Origin of the sequence: uncultured Jatrophihabitans sp. (genome assembly GCF_964252635.1) — a bacterium.
GTDB lineage: Bacteria > Actinomycetota > Actinomycetes > Mycobacteriales > Jatrophihabitantaceae > Jatrophihabitans.
On the sequence record NZ_CAXUNP010000020.1, the window covers coordinates 25206 to 42114 of the forward strand.

Annotated in this window: 14 protein-coding genes and 1 tRNA gene; 10 read left to right on the forward strand and 5 right to left on the reverse strand. The window is 72.6% G+C overall.

From position 1 onward, the window contains the following. Window positions 1–40: 40 nt before the first annotated feature. Window positions 41–1354, reverse strand: a complete 1314-nt coding sequence (locus tag ACFFCA_RS10960; RefSeq protein ID WP_375484666.1) for a SpoIID/LytB domain-containing protein — start codon at window positions 1352–1354, stop codon at window positions 41–43. Between the two features lie 338 nt (window positions 1355–1692). On the opposite strand from ACFFCA_RS10960, the gene ACFFCA_RS10965 reads away from it, so the two are divergent. Together ACFFCA_RS10965 and ACFFCA_RS10970 are read left to right on the forward strand one after the other, a co-directional pair. Further along, a complete protein-coding gene (locus ACFFCA_RS10965) occupies window positions 1693–2508 on the forward strand; it encodes a stage 0 sporulation family protein (RefSeq protein ID WP_375484668.1) in 816 nt (271 codons plus the stop codon). Between the two features lie 215 nt (window positions 2509–2723). Then, window positions 2724–2799: transfer RNA gene (locus tag ACFFCA_RS10970), tRNA-Thr, on the forward strand. 14 nt (window positions 2800–2813) lie between these two features. Here the strand turns inward: ACFFCA_RS10970 and ACFFCA_RS10975 are convergent. Both ACFFCA_RS10975 and ACFFCA_RS10980 read right to left on the reverse strand, forming a co-directional pair. Then, the gene (locus tag ACFFCA_RS10975) at window positions 2814–3509 is read right to left on the reverse strand and encodes a hypothetical protein (protein ID WP_375484670.1); all 696 of its coding nucleotides are present in this window, start codon (window positions 3507–3509) and stop codon (window positions 2814–2816) included. Further along, window positions 3506–4564 (reverse strand): type VII secretion protein EccE, encoded by a 1059-nt coding sequence (locus tag ACFFCA_RS10980; RefSeq protein ID WP_375484672.1) that lies wholly within the window; start codon window positions 4562–4564, stop codon window positions 3506–3508. The genes ACFFCA_RS10975 and ACFFCA_RS10980 overlap by 4 nt, the downstream gene beginning before the upstream one ends. 128 nt (window positions 4565–4692) lie before the next feature. Between ACFFCA_RS10980 and eccB the strand changes: the two genes are divergently transcribed. Continuing rightward, a complete protein-coding gene (eccB, locus tag ACFFCA_RS10985) occupies window positions 4693–6147 on the forward strand; it encodes a type VII secretion protein EccB (RefSeq protein ID WP_375484674.1) in 1455 nt (484 codons plus the stop codon). A gap of 10 nt (window positions 6148–6157) precedes the next feature. Here eccB and ACFFCA_RS10990 read toward each other — a convergent pair whose 3' ends face one another. Next, window positions 6158–7450 carry a S8 family serine peptidase gene (locus ACFFCA_RS10990; RefSeq protein ID WP_375484676.1) on the reverse strand — a complete coding sequence of 431 codons (1293 nt, stop codon included), beginning with the start codon at window positions 7448–7450 and terminating at the stop codon, window positions 6158–6160. Between the two features lies 1 nt (window position 7451). After that, window positions 7452–8825 carry a type VII secretion integral membrane protein EccD gene (gene eccD / locus ACFFCA_RS10995; RefSeq protein WP_375484678.1) on the reverse strand — a complete coding sequence of 458 codons (1374 nt, stop codon included), beginning with the start codon at window positions 8823–8825 and terminating at the stop codon, window positions 7452–7454. 124 nt (window positions 8826–8949) lie between these two features. Here eccD and eccCa point away from each other — a divergent pair, with 124 nt between their 5' ends. The 7 genes from eccCa to ACFFCA_RS11030 all read left to right on the forward strand — a co-directional run bounded on the left by eccCa (window position 8950) and on the right by ACFFCA_RS11030 (window position 16900). Next, window positions 8950–12921: a type VII secretion protein EccCa gene (gene eccCa, locus ACFFCA_RS11000; protein WP_375484680.1), complete on the forward strand. Its 3972-nt coding sequence runs from the start codon at window positions 8950–8952 to the stop codon at window positions 12919–12921. Window positions 12922–13073: 152 nt separating this feature from the next. After that, window positions 13074–13412, forward strand: coding sequence for a hypothetical protein (locus ACFFCA_RS11005; protein WP_375484682.1), 339 nt, complete (start codon window positions 13074–13076; stop codon window positions 13410–13412). Between the two features lie 13 nt (window positions 13413–13425). Further along, window positions 13426–13734 carry a hypothetical protein gene (locus tag ACFFCA_RS11010; RefSeq protein WP_375484683.1) on the forward strand — a complete coding sequence of 103 codons (309 nt, stop codon included), beginning with the start codon at window positions 13426–13428 and terminating at the stop codon, window positions 13732–13734. A gap of 38 nt (window positions 13735–13772) precedes the next feature. Further along, window positions 13773–14438 (forward strand): hypothetical protein, encoded by a 666-nt coding sequence (locus tag ACFFCA_RS11015; RefSeq protein WP_375484685.1) that lies wholly within the window; start codon window positions 13773–13775, stop codon window positions 14436–14438. Window positions 14439–14579: 141 nt separating this feature from the next. Continuing rightward, window positions 14580–14969, forward strand: a complete 390-nt coding sequence (locus ACFFCA_RS11020; RefSeq protein ID WP_375484687.1) for a hypothetical protein — start codon at window positions 14580–14582, stop codon at window positions 14967–14969. Window positions 14970–14993: 24 nt separating this feature from the next. Further along, entirely contained in the window at window positions 14994–16544 is a 1551-nt protein-coding gene (locus ACFFCA_RS11025; protein WP_375484689.1) for an OCRE domain-containing protein, read from the forward strand. Window positions 16545–16567: 23 nt separating this feature from the next. Continuing rightward, complete coding sequence (locus ACFFCA_RS11030; RefSeq protein WP_375484691.1) at window positions 16568–16900, forward strand: hypothetical protein; 333 nt, start codon at window positions 16568–16570, stop codon at window positions 16898–16900. The last annotated feature ends 9 nt before the right edge of the window (window positions 16901–16909 follow it).

Here is a 16909-nt window from a genome sequence, read left to right on the forward strand (position 1 = left end):
GCCGTGCCTACCTCGGCTCGCGCGCGACTGACCGGCCGTTTCAGTCGTGGTACGGAGCGGCCCCGATCGGCGTGCCGGCCGCGGACAGCTCTAGCGTCTCGCCGCCGCGCACGTACAGCGTGTGGTTGGACGGCCGGTACACCGCGAGGTCGGCCTTGCCGTCGCCGTTGAAGTCGCCGGTCACCGGGATGTCGCCGGCCAGGCCCCAATGCACCGGGTCGTGGCCGCGGACGTAGAACTCGCGCGTAGACGGCCGGTAGACCGCGATGTCGGTGGTGCCGTTTCCGTCGTAGTCGGCGGGTGCCGGGATGTCCCCGCGCCGTCCGTAGGTGATCGTGGTGCCGCCGCGGACGTGCCACGTGCCGTCGGAGGGCCGGTAGACGGCGACGCCGTCCGCGGTCGAGCTCGTCCACCGCCCGGGCACCGGGACGTCTCCGCTGCGGCCGTACTGGGTGGAGGATTCGATGCCGCCCGCGGGCTTGGCGAAATACCAGACCCCGGTCGACGGGCGGTAGATCGCGATCTGCGTGGCCGAGGCGAGGCCTTTGTACTGCGCCTGGACCGGTTGATCGGTGGGCCGCCCGAAGGTCATGGTCGAGGTGGGCACCCCTGTGGGACCGCCGAAGTACCACACCCCGCTCGACGGACGGAAGTACCCGATGTGGGCGAACCCGTCGCCGGTGGTGTTCACGGCCGGGATGTCGCCGCTGCGTCCGAAGTCGAATGTGGTCGGGTAGCCGTCGTCGATCGTCCAGCGCCCGGAGGAGAAGACGGCCGGCGTGCTCTGGTGCAGGAACTGGAAGTCGTGCTGCGAGCGCAGCTGCGCCGTGGTCGTCAGCTGCAGGTCTGAGCCGTAGTAGAGCTGCAGGATGACGTTGTACTTGTTCCCCGTGTTGCCAGTGGCGCTGGTATCGGTGTCGACGCAGTTCTGGCTGCCGTACTGGCTCAGGACCTGATCGTTCGCCCCGGCGCCGCACGCCTCGGCGGTGTTGCCCGTGAGAGTTCGCTGGTACGAGGCCTGGAAGACGTCACCGTTCTTGCGCGCCACGACCGGCCAGGTCTGATCGATGATGGTGTTGGTGCGCGTGGTGGACGAGCCGGCCCGGTAGACCTGGAAGAGCTGGTCGTCGGTGACATCGAAGCACTGCTTGGGATCGCTGTGGAGATACCCACCGAAGTGATCCACCCAGTACCAGGCGTACGACTTGACCGCGACTGCTCCCGCCCTGACGGCGTCGCCGTCCCACGAGGCTGCCCACTCGTTCGGCAGGACGTTCTGAACGTAGGTCTTGAAGTCGACCGTCTCGATCGCGTAGCTGCGAGCCTTGGTCTTTGGGTCGACCGATTGGACCAAGACCCTGATTGAGGTCGGCGGTGTGCTCTGGGATGAGTATCCGGTGCACGAGGGGTCGGCGGACTGATCTTTGACGATGGTGCACACGCCGTCGTCCAGACAGGTCGGCTGGCTGTCGACGTCCGCCCGTAGACCGAGGGGCACGGGCCTCGGTGCAGGCGTGGTCCCCTGTGCCCCCGGCGCGGTTGCCAGAGTGGTCAGCGTGAATGCGGCCAGCACGACGGCCAGCAACTTCTTCGTCACGTTCGTCCTCTCTTCGGCGCAGAACGTAGCGCCTGCCAACGACAGGACGCGGCAGACCCTCAGCCGGTTGCCTGGAGGGCGTCTAGGGTGTCGGCGTGGTGATGATGTGCGCGGTGACCTTCCAGCCGCAGGGTCGCCTGTACTACGCCGACCCGGGCGAGCTGCGCCCGGCGGTGGGCGACCACGTTCTGTACCCGACGGCCGAGGGCGACGAGGTCGCGCAGGTCACCTGGGCCCCCGAGTGGGTCGACGACGACATCGGCGGCCTGCCCACCCTGTCCGGCCTGGCGGGTGCCGACGACGTGGCCGCCGCGACTGCCTCGCGCAAGCACCGCGCCGCGGCACGGGTCGCCGCGCGCAAGCTCATCCGCGAGCACGACCTGCCGATGAAGATCGCCGGGATCGACCACCAGCCGGCCACCGGGCACACCACGCTGTACTTCACCGCTCCGCACCGCGTCGACTTCCGCGGCCTGGTCCGTGACCTCGCCGCCACCCTCAAGGGTCGGGTCGAGTTGCGCCAGCTCGGCGCGCGCGACGAGGCCCGGCTCACCGGCGGGCTCGGCTCGTGCGGGCGCGAGCTGTGCTGCTCGACGTTCCTCGTCGACTTCGAACCGGTTAGCGTGCGGATGGCCCGCGACCAGGACCTGCCGGTCAACCCGATGCGCATCTCCGGCGCCTGCGGCAAGTTGATGTGCTGCCTGAAGTACGAGCACCCGCTGTACCAGGACTTCGCCGAGAAGGCGCCCGCGATGGGCAGCGACGTCGACACCGACGAGGGGCCGGGCACGGTCGTCGGCCACAACGTGCCGGGCGAGCAGGTCGTCGTCCGGATGGCCGCGGACGGGCGCAAGACGGCGTGCGCGCTCGCCTCGGTGTGCGGCAGTCGCAAGGCCTACGAGTCGCGGTAGCCGGCTGACACGAACGGCCGCCAGCCGAAGGCCGACGTACCTGGGTGGTCCGGTTGTGTCTCGCGGTGATACGGCGTCGTATCACGGTGTGACACACCCTTCGGCACGCGCACGCCACCCCAGTGGAGTGCGTGCGCGCCGACCTGCCGCGAGGGGCGTCATCGACCGGCGGGCGACCGGCTAGACTTTCGCGGGTTGCGGCCATGCCGCGACGCGCCGCCTTAGCTCAGTCGGTAGAGCACCTCACTCGTAATGAGGTTGTCCGGGGTTCGATTCCCCGAGGCGGCTCCACGCCGTGATCGTCGCTACCGTCCGCCCGGGCCGACGTCCGCCCCGCGCAGGAAGCGCTCCTCGGTGCTGGTCAGCGACGGGGTGAAGACCGTGGCCGTGTTCGGTTCCACGCTGATCAGCTGCCCGGGCTGCAGCCCGGCGACCACGTCCTGCGCCAGCCGGGGACGCAGGTTGAGCACCGACGGCGCCTGCTCGGGCCCGGTGATCAGGTACTGCGCCGACTGCCACCAGGCGCTGCCCTGCGGCATCTGGTTCGGAGCGTGCACCACCGCGCTCCAGGGCGAGCGCCCGAACCCCGGCGGCGGCGGCTGGTCGCTGTCCGCGATCAGCGCCCACGGTGCCGTCGAGCCGTCGGGCGGCCACTGCGACACCTGCGAGACGACCTCGAACGTCGCACCCTGGACGCGCCCGAGCAGCTCGCGCCACCGGTCGGGCTCGCCGGTCAGGACGGTGAGCCCGCACGAGGCGTCGAGCAACCGCAGGGCCAGCACCTGGGTGAGGTCGGCGAGGCCGACGATGCCGACCCGTGTCGGCTGGTTGGGCAGCAACAGCGGATGGTGCAGCCGCGAGCCGTCCGGGGTGACGCCCAGCTCGATCCCGTTGTCGCGTAACGACACGCGCAGCAGGGTGCCAGGGGCCCACCGGCGCGGTCGTGCCTCGACGAAGCGCGTGCCCGGCGCGCCGCCTCGTCCGTGCCGCGCGCCGCTCATGTCCGCTCCAGCGTCACGACCGCAGCGAGGTCCCCGGGGCCGCCGCCCAGCGGCAGCACCCGGGTGATGTCGCTCGGCGCCGCGACACCGACGACGGCATCGTCGGCACGCAGGGTCGCGGTCACCGCGTCGAGCGCCCGCTCGTCGTCGCCGGTGATCTGCACCGAGCCGGTGCTGCGCCACCGATCGGCGGCGGCGAACTCGACGCACAGTGACACCACCGAACGCTGCGGGCGGTGCAGGGCCACGACGTCCAGCAGCCGTTGGATGTCGCCGCCCTGCGCGAAGTCGACCGCGAACAGCCGGGTCGGCACGTCGGCCCGGGTGTCCTCGCCGAGCAACGTCTCGAGGGTGGCCGCATCGGCGACGCGGTTGACGATCCCGTCGCGTCGCAGTCGCAGGGCGGCGCGGTCGAGAGCGGCGACGAGGGCCGCGCGGCTGCCGCCACTGCCACCGCCACGGCTCTGCACCACGTCGCGTGCGCGGGCCGGCTCGAAGCGCAGCACGAGATGGGCGCGACGGTGGACGGGGACGTACTGGCCGCGCCGGCGACCGCCGAGCTGCTCGGGCTGCGTGCCGGACGGCGAGTAGGAGGTGATGCGCAACTGCACCGCGGAGAGCCGGGACGGGTCGTCGGCGAGGTCGGCCACGACGGCGCCCAGGTCGAGCGTCGCGTTGCGGGCCAACGAGACCTCGAGCGACGCGGCGTAGCCCTGCTCGTCGACGAGCACGCCGACCTCACCGCTCGAGCGGCTCGTCGCGGTCGTGACGCGCACCCGCGACACCGGCTCGCGCCGCACCTCGTCGGCGTGACGCCCGACGGCGCGGCTCGCGAGCAGCAGCACCGGCACGGCAAGGACGAACAACGCCGCCAGGGTCCAGCCGAACGCGTCGTGTCGGGCGACACCGATGACGACCGCGGCCGCCACCGCCTCGGCGGCGATGACCACCGCGACGACCCGTCGACGGAGGCCGCCCTCGCGGCCGGCGCCGTGGGGTTGCGAACGTGTCGCGCCGTGCGACGTCGTGCGCGTCGCGCCCTGGGCTGCCGTCACCGCACCCCGCTCGTCGTCTCCGCCATGATCGTGTCGGTCCGCGTGACTCTATACACTCGCCCCGGCCGCCGCGGGACCGAATCCGCATCGTCCGCACCGCTTCTCCCTCTCGACTCCGGGGACGTCCTTTGCCCACGACACGCGACCTGGTCGAGGCCTACGGCTTCGCCAGCCGTCGTCAGGTGCTGGCCCTGCTCAACGGCGACGACTCGGTCGCGATCGACGCCCGCCGGCGGCTGAACCGCTCGCTGCTGGGCGGGCTGCTGGTGTGCGTCGCGATCGTCGCCGCGGTGGGTGTCGCCGGCTTCCTGTCCGGTGGTTCCTCGACGTCGCTGCCCAATCAGGGCGTCATCGTCGACTCCTCGACGGGCGGCAACTACGTGCTCGTCGACAACGTCCTGCACCCCGCGCTGAACCTGGCGTCCGCGCGGCTCATCGCGGGCAGCCAGAGCACGACGGTGTCGTCGGGCACGCTGCGCAAGCTGCCCCGCGGCCTGCCCGTGGGCATCCCCGGCGCCCCCGACCAGCTGCCCCCCACGTCGTCCCTGGTGTCGGGGCCGTGGACGGTCTGCTCCACCGCGCCGCAGGCGAGTGCCGCCCGGCCGCGCATCACCGTCTCGGTCGGCGCGGCGATCCCGACGCCCGTGGCGACCGGCGGAAGCGTCGTGCTCAGCGGCCCGAACGGGCAGCTGTGGTTGCTCGCCGGCGGCCTGCGGTTCGCGGTCACCCAACCGGCCGCGACGCTGCTTCAGCTCGACCGTGCGGCCCCGGTGCCGGTGCTGGACCAGATCCTGTCGTTGGTTCCCCAGGGGCCGCCGCTGACCCTGCCGAGCGTGCCGGACGCGGGCCGGCAGCCGTCGGTACGGCTGCCCTTCACCGCGTCCGTGGGCGATGTCGTCCGGGCCACCCTCGCCGGCCGGACGCGCGCCTACTACGTCGTGCTCGACCGCGGCGTCGCCCCGATCGGCTCGTTCGCGGCGGCCCTGCTGGGCGGCACCTCCGCCGGCCAGCACACGGTGACCGTCTCCGCCGCCGACCTCGCGCGGACGCCGTCGGTGCGGGCCAGCTTCCTGCCCACCTCCTGGCCGAACGCGCTGCGCCCGGTGGCGCCGCCGCGCTCCGGGCAACCGCTGTGCCTGACCTACGCACGCAGCCTCCCGCTGACCGGCGGGGCGTGGCCGGTCAGCGTCAGCGAGCCCCGATCCGCACCGCTGCCGGCGCACGGTCGGGCCGTGGCCGCGAGCAGCGGCGGGCTGCCGACGGTCGCGACCGGCGTGGCCGTGCCACCCGGGCGCGGATCCCTCGTCAAGGCCACCGGCTCCGGCGGCGTCGACGGGTCGTACGAGTTCATCGCCGACAGCGGGCTGCGCTACCCGATCTCGTCGTCGACCAGCGTCACCCGCCTGGGCTACATGACGTCGGCAGCGGCCGTGACCCCGCTGCCGTTCGTGCAGCTGCTGCCCAGCGGCCCGGCCCTCGACCCGTCCCGCGCCGCGGTCGAGTACCCCGGCGGCGCAGGCAGTTCGGTCGCACCCACCGGCTCGGCGACGTCCACGCCCACAGCGGTGAGCACGCCCCGCTGACGCGTCCGCGTCATTCCAGTTGGGCCGGGTGCGGCTCGGGGGCCTGGCGGACGGTGTGCGCCGGCAGCCGGCCCGCGTGCCAGCCGCGCCGCCGGCCGACCCGCACCGTGATCGCACCGGCGGCCACCAGCAGCGCCAACGCCAGCAGGCCGACACCCACCGCGACGACGACCGGCCTGGTGCTGCTGGGCTTCGGCGTCGGCAGGGCCTGCACGGCCACCGAGCCCTGCGCCGAGCGCGCACCCGACGCCGGTCGCGACTCGGTCAGCGCGGCGAACGGGTCGACGGTCCCGTAGCCGACGGTGTTGTCCCGGGCGCCGTCGCCGGGCGTCACCGCGGTGCGTTCCAACTGCGCCTTGACCGCCGCCGGGGTCAGCGAGGTGTCGCGCGCGAGCATCAGGGCGACGGTGCCCGAGACGACGGCCGTCGCGAAGCTGGTGCCCGTGACCGTCACGTACCCGCGCCCGCCCCGCGGCTCGCTCGTCAACGACTCACCCGGTGCGGCGAGGGTGATCCACGAACCGGTCGACGCGCCCTCCTGCTCGCTGCCGTCGCTGTTGACGGCCGTGACGGCGATGACGCCGGGGTAGGCCGCGGGGTACCACTTCGCGCCCGCCTCGGCGGGCACCCCGCCGTCGTTCGCCGCCGCCGCGACGACGACGACCCCGCGGGCCAGGGCGTACTGCACCGCCGACCGGATGTCGACGCTGTCGGTGGTCTGGGCGAAGGACAGGTTGAGCACGCGCGCGTGCTGTGCCGCGTCGCGGATCGCCGCGCCGATGAGGGGGGCGGGCGCCTGGGCGATCTCGCCCTGGATGGCGACCGGGTAGATCCGCGCCGACGGGGCCACCCCCGAGACGCGGTCGTCACCGGCCGCCGAGCGACCGGCGATGATCCCGGCGACGGCGGTGCCGTGACCCTCGCAGTCGACCCGGCCGTCCGCCGCGTGCGTGTACACCGCCTTGGTGTCGGTGACGCGGTAGGTCTGCCCGAGGTCGACGGCGCCGGCGAGTTTCGGGCTGGCCGGGCTCACCCCGGAGTCGACGACGCCGACGGTGACGCCGCTGCCCGTGGTGAGCTGCCACGCCTGGTCGAGACCCAGCTCCGAGATGAGCGGGTCACGCGGCGCCAGCGACGGCAGGGACACGCCCGCAGCGGGCGCCCCGGGGCACGACACCGGAGCCGACAGGGCAGCCGACATCAGGGGCGTGGCGGCCGCGGCCACCGACCCGGGCGTGGCGAGCGCGCCGGCCAGGCACGAGGCGGCCACGACGGCGAGCACGGTCCGCGTGGGGCGGCGCACGTCAGTGACCCAGGTGGAAGATCTTGGTGTAGACGTCCCACACCGCCAGGACGAGCGGCGCCACCGCCACCAGCAACAGGGTCTCGAGCAGATCGAGCAGGCGACGCTGCCGCGGAGTGGCCTCCCAGCGTCCCGCCGTCGACCCGACGGCCAGCGCGACCAGACCGAGGCCGCCGGCCACGGCAGCGGTGACGGCGAGCGGCAGGGTGTCGTGCCGCAGCAATTCGATCGCCGCGTAACCCAGCAGCGCAGCGGCACCGGCGACGACCGAGACGAGCACGGGCAGACGGGCCGCGAACAGCCGCCCGCGCAGCATGATCAGCGCGATGAGCACGCCCGCGAGCACCTGCGGCGCCATGCTGCGGGACGTCGCCAGGACGAGGGTGGCCACGGTCGCGACGCCGAAGACGCCGGCCGACAGACCCGCCAGCAGCACACGCGCACTGGCGACCCGGACGGCGGTGCGCTGCTGGTCGATCTCACCCGGGAGCTCGGCGAGCTCGGCGGCCGTCGAGGCCAGGTCGGGACGGGGCAGGCGGGCCAGGCGCAACGACAGCGCCGGCAGCGTGGTGGTCAGGGCCAGCGCGAGCGGGGCGACGACGGCGGCGGCACGGGTGGCCGACACGTCGCCGGTGACCGTGATGATCGCGCCGATCGCCCCGAAGACCGCGAGCACCGCGAACCCGCCCGCCACTGCCTCGAAGCCGCCGACGACGGCCGGCAGCACGGCGGCCACCACGAGCAGCGCGCCACAGGCCAGCAGCAGCCGGTTGCGGTCCCAGGGTCCGGCGACGAACAGGGGCGCGCCGACCGCGGCGAACGGTCCGGCGAGGGCGGCGACCACGCCGCCGCCGGCAAGATCGCCGGCCGCGCGGGACACGGCGAGGCCGGCGAGCAGGAGCAGGACGGCCGCGGCGATGCAGATGCCTGCGACCAGCACACCGTGGCGCGGTGCGCGGGCCAGCGCCGCGAGCGCGACGAGGGCCCCGGCCACGCCGAGCACGCCGGCCGTGAGGCGGCGCTCGTGCAGCGACCACCGCTCGCGCACGGCGTCGCTGCTGATGACTTCGACGACGTCGTCGAACAGTGGTTCGTCGACGATGCTGTCGGCCGGCTGCAGGATGAGCAGGTCACCGTCGCGCACGTCGTTGGTGTCCATGCTGTGCGCGAGGTCGAGGGCGCGGCCGTCCAGCCGCAGCAGCTGCCAGCCGTTGCGCCCCGGCACGGTCACCGCGCTGTCCTGGCCGACGTGGCGCAGCAGCACGGGCAGGATCGCGGCGACCGGCACCGAGTTGGGGACGGCGACGTCGGCGCGGGTGGTGGGCGCCGAGAGCGTGATGCGCGAGAAGCCGGACAGCGGCGACGTGGCCGTCATGATCAGCGGGCTCCTCGGGTTCGGGCGGGCCGGACCGGGGTGCCGCGTGTGCGCCGATCCGTTCTGGCGTGCATTGTGCTACACGGATCTTCTCCACCCGCAGCCTTGAGCAGAAGGGCCGACGTTGACGACCACTGCGTTCCGCCGACCTCCCCGGGTCGCGCCGCCGAACGTCCCGAGCGGCGACGTGGTGCTGCAGCCGCCGCCCGACCTCGCGCGACCCGACACCGGCAACGCGATGCTGACCGCCCTGCCGGCCCTGTCCGGGCTCGGTTCGGTGGCCTACATGTTCGCCGGGCCGGCCAATCCGATCACCTACGTCGCCGGCTCGATGTTCCTGTTCAGCTCGCTGGCCATGGTCGGGGGCAGCGTGGTGCGCAGCCGGACCAGCAACAAGGGCAACGCCAACCAGTCGCGTCAGGACTACTTGCGCTACCTCAAGCGGATGCGCAGCGAGGTGCGGCAGGTGGCCGCGGCGCAGCGCGAGCAGGGGCTGTGGCGCGGGCCGGATCCCGAGCAGCTGTGGACCATCACGAACGGGCCGCGGCTGTGGGAGCGCCGCCCGCTCGATCCCGACTTCGGCCTGCTGCGCGTCGGCGTCGGCCCGCAGAGTCTCGCCGCACCGCTGGTCACGGGCGAGACCGGGCCCATCGACGAACTCGACCCGCTGAGCGCGACGGCGCTGCGCCGGTTCGTCGTGACCCACAGCGCGCTGCCCGACACCCCGATGCTGCTCGCGGCACGCCGGCTGGCGGCCGTGCGGGTCGGCGGCCCGCGCGACGACGCGCGCGCCCTCGTGCGGTCGATGGTGCTGCAGGCGGCGGCGTTCCACGCCCCGGACGACCTGCGGATCGCCATCTGCACCCGCGACCCCGACGACCCGCAGTGGTCGTGGGCCAAGTGGCTGCCGCACGCCCAGCTGGCCGAGGAGACCGACAACGTCGGCCCGGTGCGCATGATCGTGCCGTCGGTCTCCGCACTCGAGGCGCTGCTCGGCGCCGAGCTCACCGGCCGTCCCCGGTTCAACCGCAGCGCGACGCCCGAACCGGAACTCGCGCACCTGCTCGTCGTCGTCGACGGGGTGGGCAGCGACGGCGTGGAGCTGCTGCTCGGCGAGGACGGGCTGCAGGGGGTCACCGTGCTCGACCTCGACGGGGTGGCCGACGACCTCGCGTCGGCGCACGGCATGAGCCTGGTGCTCGACGACGGTCGCCTCGCGCAGCGCGTCGGCGACGACCTGGTGTGGCTCGGTGACGCCGACGGCGCGCCCGTGCCGCTCGCGGACACCGTCGCCCGTCGCCTGGCCGGTGTGCGGCTCGACAGCGCCACCCACACCGGCGACGACCTGGGCACGGCCGACACCACGCTGACCGGCCTGCTCGGCATCTCCGACCCGGGGCAGCTCGACCTCGACCGGCTGTGGCAACCGCGACCGCTGCGCGACCGGCTGCGCACCCCGATCGGGCCGTCGAGCGACGGCACCGTGCTCGAGCTGGACATCAAGGAGTCGGCGCAGGACGGCATGGGGCCGCACGGTCTGGTCATCGGCGCGACCGGGTCCGGGAAGTCGGAGCTGCTGCGCACCCTGGTGGTGGGCATGGCGACCACGCACAGCTCCGACACCGTCAACCTGGTGCTCGTCGACTTCAAGGGCGGCGCGACCTTCGCCGGCATGGCCGACCTGCCGCACGTCGCCGCGGTGATCACCAACCTCGAGGACGACCTGACCATGGTCGACCGGATGCGCGAGGCGCTGTCCGGCGAGCTGAACCGCCGCCAGGAGGTGCTGCGTGCCGCGGGCAACCTCGTGTCGGTCCGCGACTACGAACGCGCCCGCAACCAAGGCGCCGCGCTCGCCCCGCTGCCCTCGCTGTGGATCGTCGTCGACGAGTTCAGCGAGCTGCTGACGCAGAAGCCGGACTTCTCGGAGCTGTTCGTGCAGATCGGCCGCCTCGGCCGCTCGCTCGGGGTGCACCTGCTGCTCGCCTCGCAACGCGTGGACGAGGGCCGCCTGCGGGGTCTGGAGTCGCACCTGTCCTACCGCATCGGGCTGCGCACCTTCTCCGAGAGCGAGTCGCGATCGGTGCTCGGCGTGCCCGACGCCTACACCCTGCCGTCTGCGCCGGGGCACGGTTACCTCAAGGCGGACACGTCCGGCCTGCGGCGGTTCCGCGGGGCCTACGTCTCGGGCGCGTACCGCCCCGCCGGGTCGGGGGAGCGCGTCGACCTGCTGCCCGGCCGCGAGGTCCGCGAGTTCACGGCCTCCTACCAGCCGGTCGTGGCGCCGCCCGACCTGTCCACGCTCGCCGAGGCCGAGGACGAGACCAGCGACGAGCCCGACCGCGACGAGGTGTCGGTCCTCGACGTCATGGTCGGTCAGCTCGTGGGCCACGGCACCCCCGCGCACCAGGTGTGGCTCCCGCCCCTGGACGAATCGGATCCGCTCGACCGGCTGCTCGGCGACCTGCAGGTGCGCGCCGGCCGCGGCTTCGGCACCGCGCCGGTCGGGCCGGTGCTGCGTGTACCGGTCGGCGTCGTCGACCGGCCGTTCCAGCAACGTCGCGACCCCTACGTCATTGACTGCGACGGCGCGGGCGGCAACATCGCGATCATCGGCGGGCCGCGTGCCGGCAAGTCGACCGTGCTGCGGACGCTGGTGTCCGCCCTGGCCCTGCGGCACACGCCGAGCGAGGTGCAGTTCTACGGCCTCGACTTCAGCGGCGGCGCCCTGTTCGGGCTGGCCGGGTTGCCGCACGTCGGCGGGGTGGCAGGGCGGCAGGACGGCGACGTCGCCCGCCGGATCGTGGCCGAGATGACGACCCTGGTCGAGACGCGGGAGGAGGCCTTCCGCGAGATCGGCGTCGACTCCATGAACGGGTACCGGCGGGCCCGGGCCGAGGGGCGTGTCGACGACCCGTTCGGCGACGTCTTCCTGCTCGTCGACGGCTGGGGCGTGCTCCGGCAGGACTACGAGGAGCTCGAGACCGACCTGGTCGCGCTCGCCGGGCGGGCCCTCACCTACGGCGTGCACCTCGTGCTGACCGCAGGCCGCTGGCTCGACCTGCGCTTCGGCCTGCGTGATCTCATCGGCGGCAAGATCGAGCTCAAGCTGACCGACCCGCTCGACTCCGAGATCGACCGCAAGGCCCAGCAGGCGACCCCCGGCAACCGGCCGGGCCGCGGCATCACCACCGAGCGCTACCAGTTCCTGACGGCGCTACCGCGCGTGGACGGCGGCCGGTCGGCCGCCGATCTCACCGACGGCGTCTCGGACATGGTCGCCCGGATCAGCGAGGCGTGGGATGGCCCGTCGGCGCCGCCCGTGCGGCTGCTGCCGCGGCGCATCCTGCTGGGCGACCTGGCTGCTGCGAGCGCGGACGGTGCGGAGGCCGCCGATCGGGTGTCGGGCCAGGTCGTCCTCGGCATGGAGGGTGGCCGGTTGCAGCCGGTGGTGCTCGACCCGCGTCAGGACCAGGGCCTGGTGGTGCTCGGCGACGCCGAGTCGGGCAAGACGTCGCTGCTGCGCTCGATCGCCCGGCAGGTGACCACGATCTGGACGCCGCCCGAGGCCAAGATCGTGCTGGTCGACTACCGCCGTTCCATGCTCGCCGAGTTCTCCGGCGACAGCGTGCTGGCCTACGCCGCCACCGCCCAGCAGACGGTCGACGCGGTGGCCGGGCTCGTCGAGGGCTTCACCAAGCGGCTGCCGGGCACCGACGTGACGCCGGAGCAGTTGCGGACGCGGTCCTGGTGGACCGGGCCGGAGATCTACATCCTGGTCGACGACTACGACCTGGTGGCCGGGTTCGACAACCCGCTGGCGCCGCTGTCGGACTTCCTCCCGCAGGCCCGTGACATCGGCCTGCACCTGGTCGTCGTGCGGCGGGCCGGCGGCTCGTCGCGCTCGTTGATGGACCCGATCGTGGGGCGTCTGCGCGAGTTGGGACAGCCGGCGATTCTGCTGAGTGCGCCCGCCGACGAAGGCATCCTGTTCGGCGTCCGGCCGGTACCTCTGCCGCCCGGCCGCGGCATGCTCGTCCACCGGCGCTACGGCACCGTGCCGGTCCAGCTGCTGGACTGCCCGCCCCCCGAGTGACCGATATGTCACCGGTTCGTCATGGCTGCCCCGGTTGCGCAGCCTTGCCCGATGCGGTCAGATTGATCCACGTCGTGAAGTTGCTGTGACTACCGGGAACAGTCTTGACGGCACATATCCGCAGACCGCAATGACCGAGAGGGGAGATCGGCATGGCTGGCAAGGACAACATGAAGATCTCGTTCGACCAGGTGCAGGCCGCGCAACGCGTGGTCGCCAACGGGATCGACGAGATGCAGCGGCTCGCACGGACCATCTTCGCGAGTTCGAACATCACGCTGACCGCGATGCAGGCGCCGGCCGGGCAGATCGCCGCGGGCACCTTCGACGAGCTCGGTGGCGCCGGACGCGCGCTGTACGAGGCACTGACGGACCTGCACAACGACCTGGGCCGCATGGCGGGCTCGGCGGCGCAGGGCTCGGACGAGATGACCGGCATCGCGCGCACCGCGGCCGGCACGAGTGGCCACCCCGTGGCCACCGGAATGTGAGGGGAAGACAGACATGAGTGCTGGCGACGGAACCATCCAGTTCGACACCGACCAGATCGCGACGCTGTCCTCGCAGACCATGTCCCACCAGAAGCAGTGGGACGACATCTGGAGCGGCGTCATGAAGCACCTGTCGCACGCCGCCGCAGAGGCGCTGTCGCAGTCGCCGGGCGGCTCGCTGTCCGAGCGCACCCAGGCCTACCACCGCAAGACTCAGGCGTACACCGCGAACGTGCAGCGCCAGGGGCAGGCGGTCGGCCGGGTCGGGGACACAGCCGTGCAGACCAACTCGCACATGACGAAGATCATCCGCGGCGCCTGACGGCACGCGAAGACACGCTCTGGGGGGAGGGACGACGCATGGTTTTCGACGTGTCGTCCCGCCACCCGGGTCGTGTCCGGTACGCCCTGACGCTGAGCGTGATCGCCGTTGCGCTGACCGCATGCGGGTCGTCGGGTCCACACGGCCATCGCTCTTCCGGCACGTCGTCGGCCGGTGACGTATCGACGCCTGCTCCAGCCGCGTCCAGCTCGACGTCAGTGGCGACGGTCAGCCCGACGTCCGCCGGACCGACGCCGATCTCGCTGCCGTCGCAGAAACCGGCGCCGGTGGTCAAGCGCAAAGTCAGCCGCCCTGCCGGTCTGGCCCCTATCAGCGGCAACCTGTGCGACGCGGCAGTGTTCGGGGGTGCGCCGGGCCTTCTGCACACCGCCATGACGCGGTATCGACAGCCCGACCAGCAGATCAACCAGGTCGGCGCAGCCGCCGGCGTGCTGGAGGTTTCGTTGCCGGGCGCGCAGAAGGCGCGGGCGGCGCTGGTCAAGGCTGGTTACCGCACCAGCTTCGCCGCGGTGCAGGATCTGACCGAGATGATCCCCATCGAGCAGGGCGTGATCAGCGCCTACCGCAGCCGCAACCTCGACCCGATCCCGGCGCTCTACCTGAAACTCATCACCGCCGGAAACCAATACGTCGCCGACAGCGACGCAGCCTACAAATCCGGACGTGACTTCTGCACCGACTGAACGCTGGTGCCGATGCGGCGTCCGTACCGGCCGACTCATCAGCACTGACCAGCACTGACCAGCACTGAGCAGCATTTGACACTGAGCAGCATCGACCAGGATCGCTTCGGCCCCTTGGCGACTCGACGGAAAGGACCTCTCGTGTCGGGACACAAAAAAGACGATCCGCGCGTGTACACGCCCAACGTCACCCCGCAGACCGCGGGCCACTCGGTAGTCATCGCTCCGCACAAGCTCGAAGCGGCGATCAAGAAGTTCCAGCAGGAAAGCGTCAATCAGTCCCCCCGCCATCTGAAAAGGACGCTGGAGTCGGCGATGCTCAGCGCCGGCGACTTCGGCTCGATCCCGAACGCGTCCGCGGTGTCCAAGGAGCTGATGGGGTTCGTCTCCGGGCACCTCGCCGCGATGAGCACGATGGGTGACGTGCTCGCGGACTTCGTGAGCCGGGTGCAGGCTGCGGCAGAGCTGGGCCGCCAGGCCGACACCGAGACCCGCAGCACGATGAAGCAAGCACGCGGACACGGCAACTGAGCGTCGAGGAACGGAGGAGTAGACATGGCAGACGAATGGGGCATGGACGAGGCCTACGACATGTTGATGTCGCCTCTTCCCTACATGCAGGCGTCCGCGGCGCAAATGATCCGGAACTTCGGAACCGCTGCCCAGCTGATGGCACAGTCGCTGCGCCAGAACGCAGCAGGCGGTGAGGGTGCGGGCGACGCAGGTGAGGCGATGCGGACGCAGAGCGAGTCGCACGCGGAGTGGTTCGACCAGGTGGCGGCCAATTCGGCCCACGCCGCGAGCAGGCTCGACACCCTGTCCGGAAACGGCCACCAGTACCAGGCCTCGGCCTCGACCGTCTATCACTCCTACAAGCAGTCGATCGCGCGTGACGCCAAGGACCCGTCGGGTGCCAGCGACGTGCACCAGATCCACATGGAGCAGGCCGGTAGCCGGCAGCTCTCGGGCACCGTGAACGACTGGAGCTCCGACTACTCGTCCTTCACCGCTCCGAAGCCGCCACCGGTCCCCACGGGCGACGGCGGCACCTACGGCAGCGGGGGATCGGGCGGGTCGGGCGGCGGCGGCGACACCGTCCCGGTGTCCGGCGGTGGAGCTCATCAGGCCCAGGCGTCCGGCACGGGCCGGCAGGCGGTGTTCGTGGCCCCGGCAGGCGTCGTAGGCACGGGCAAGCCGCGTCGGCCCGTGGACCGCGGCCCAGGCGTGACCGGAAGCGTCGAGGTCGGGCCCGACGGTGGCGAGTTCGCGGGTTGGTACAAGGACCCGCGCACCGGTTACTACATCGACCCGAAGACCGGTCGCGAGTACGACCCGGCCAGCCAGCGCTGGGTCGACCCCGTCACCGGTCAACCCTTCGGTGACGTGGCCAAGTACGCCACCGGCCTGCAGGGTCTCGGGACGGAGTCGACGACCGGCGGCCTGCTGTCCGACGTCGGGGGCGCCGGGGTGCTGGGCGGCGCGGCCGCGCCCGGCGGTGCTGGAGCGTTCGCCGGGCTCGTGGGTTCCGGCCTCGCCGGCGACCCGGCGGCCGTGGCAGTCGGGTACGGCGGTGTGTTGCCGCCGTCGCTGGCCAATGGCTCGGCGGCGTCGAGCGCATTGTGGAACCAGGCCGGCCGGTCGTTGGGCGTCAACCGCGCCGTGGCGTCGGAGATGCTGGGCCGCGAGCAGGCCGCCCGGTCCGGGCGCCCGTACATGCCCAGCACGCAGGCCCAGGCCGGCCAAGGCTTCGGCGGAGCTCGGAACCGGCCCGGATACGTCACCGCGGAGGACGAGGAGTCTGCGCTGTTCTCGAGCCCGGCGGCGCGCCGCACCGGCGCCGCCGCGGCGGCAGAGGAGGGGGAAGAGCTGGCGGCGGGTCGCATGGCTGCGGGTCGCGGCGGTGCGAACGGTCGCGGCGGCGCGGCCGCGGCCGAGGAGGAGCAGGCGGCGGCCTCGGCAGCGGGCCGACGGTCCTACCTGCCCCCGTCACAGGCCGGCAGCCGGTCCGACAAGGACGACAAGCGGCGCGATCGGCCGGACTGGCTGGTGGAGGACGCGTTCGGTGTCGACGACCAGCCGGCCGGCGCCGGCGTGCTCGGCGAATAGCTCAGGCGAGAAGGAGTTCAGCGATGCCCTCGATGCAGTACAACACCGGCAACCTGCGTACCGGCAGCCAGCACGCGACGTCGGCGTCGGCGTCGGCGAGCGAGGCGGCCGACGCGCTCAGCGGTGCCGGCGGGGGCTCGCCGTTCGGCGACGTCGACGGCGGAGACTCGTTGCACGGTGCCGTGGGCGTGGCCCGCAACCACCACCAGGTCGGCGCGCGCACGACGGCCGGCAACGCCAATGCTGCGGCCGCGCGCGCCTCGGGCGCAGCCCGGCTCGGCGACCACAACACCGACGAGACCACGCGCCTCGCGCCGCGTTCCGCTCCGGCGAGCGCGGTCCGCGAGGGCATGTAGGTCAGGCGG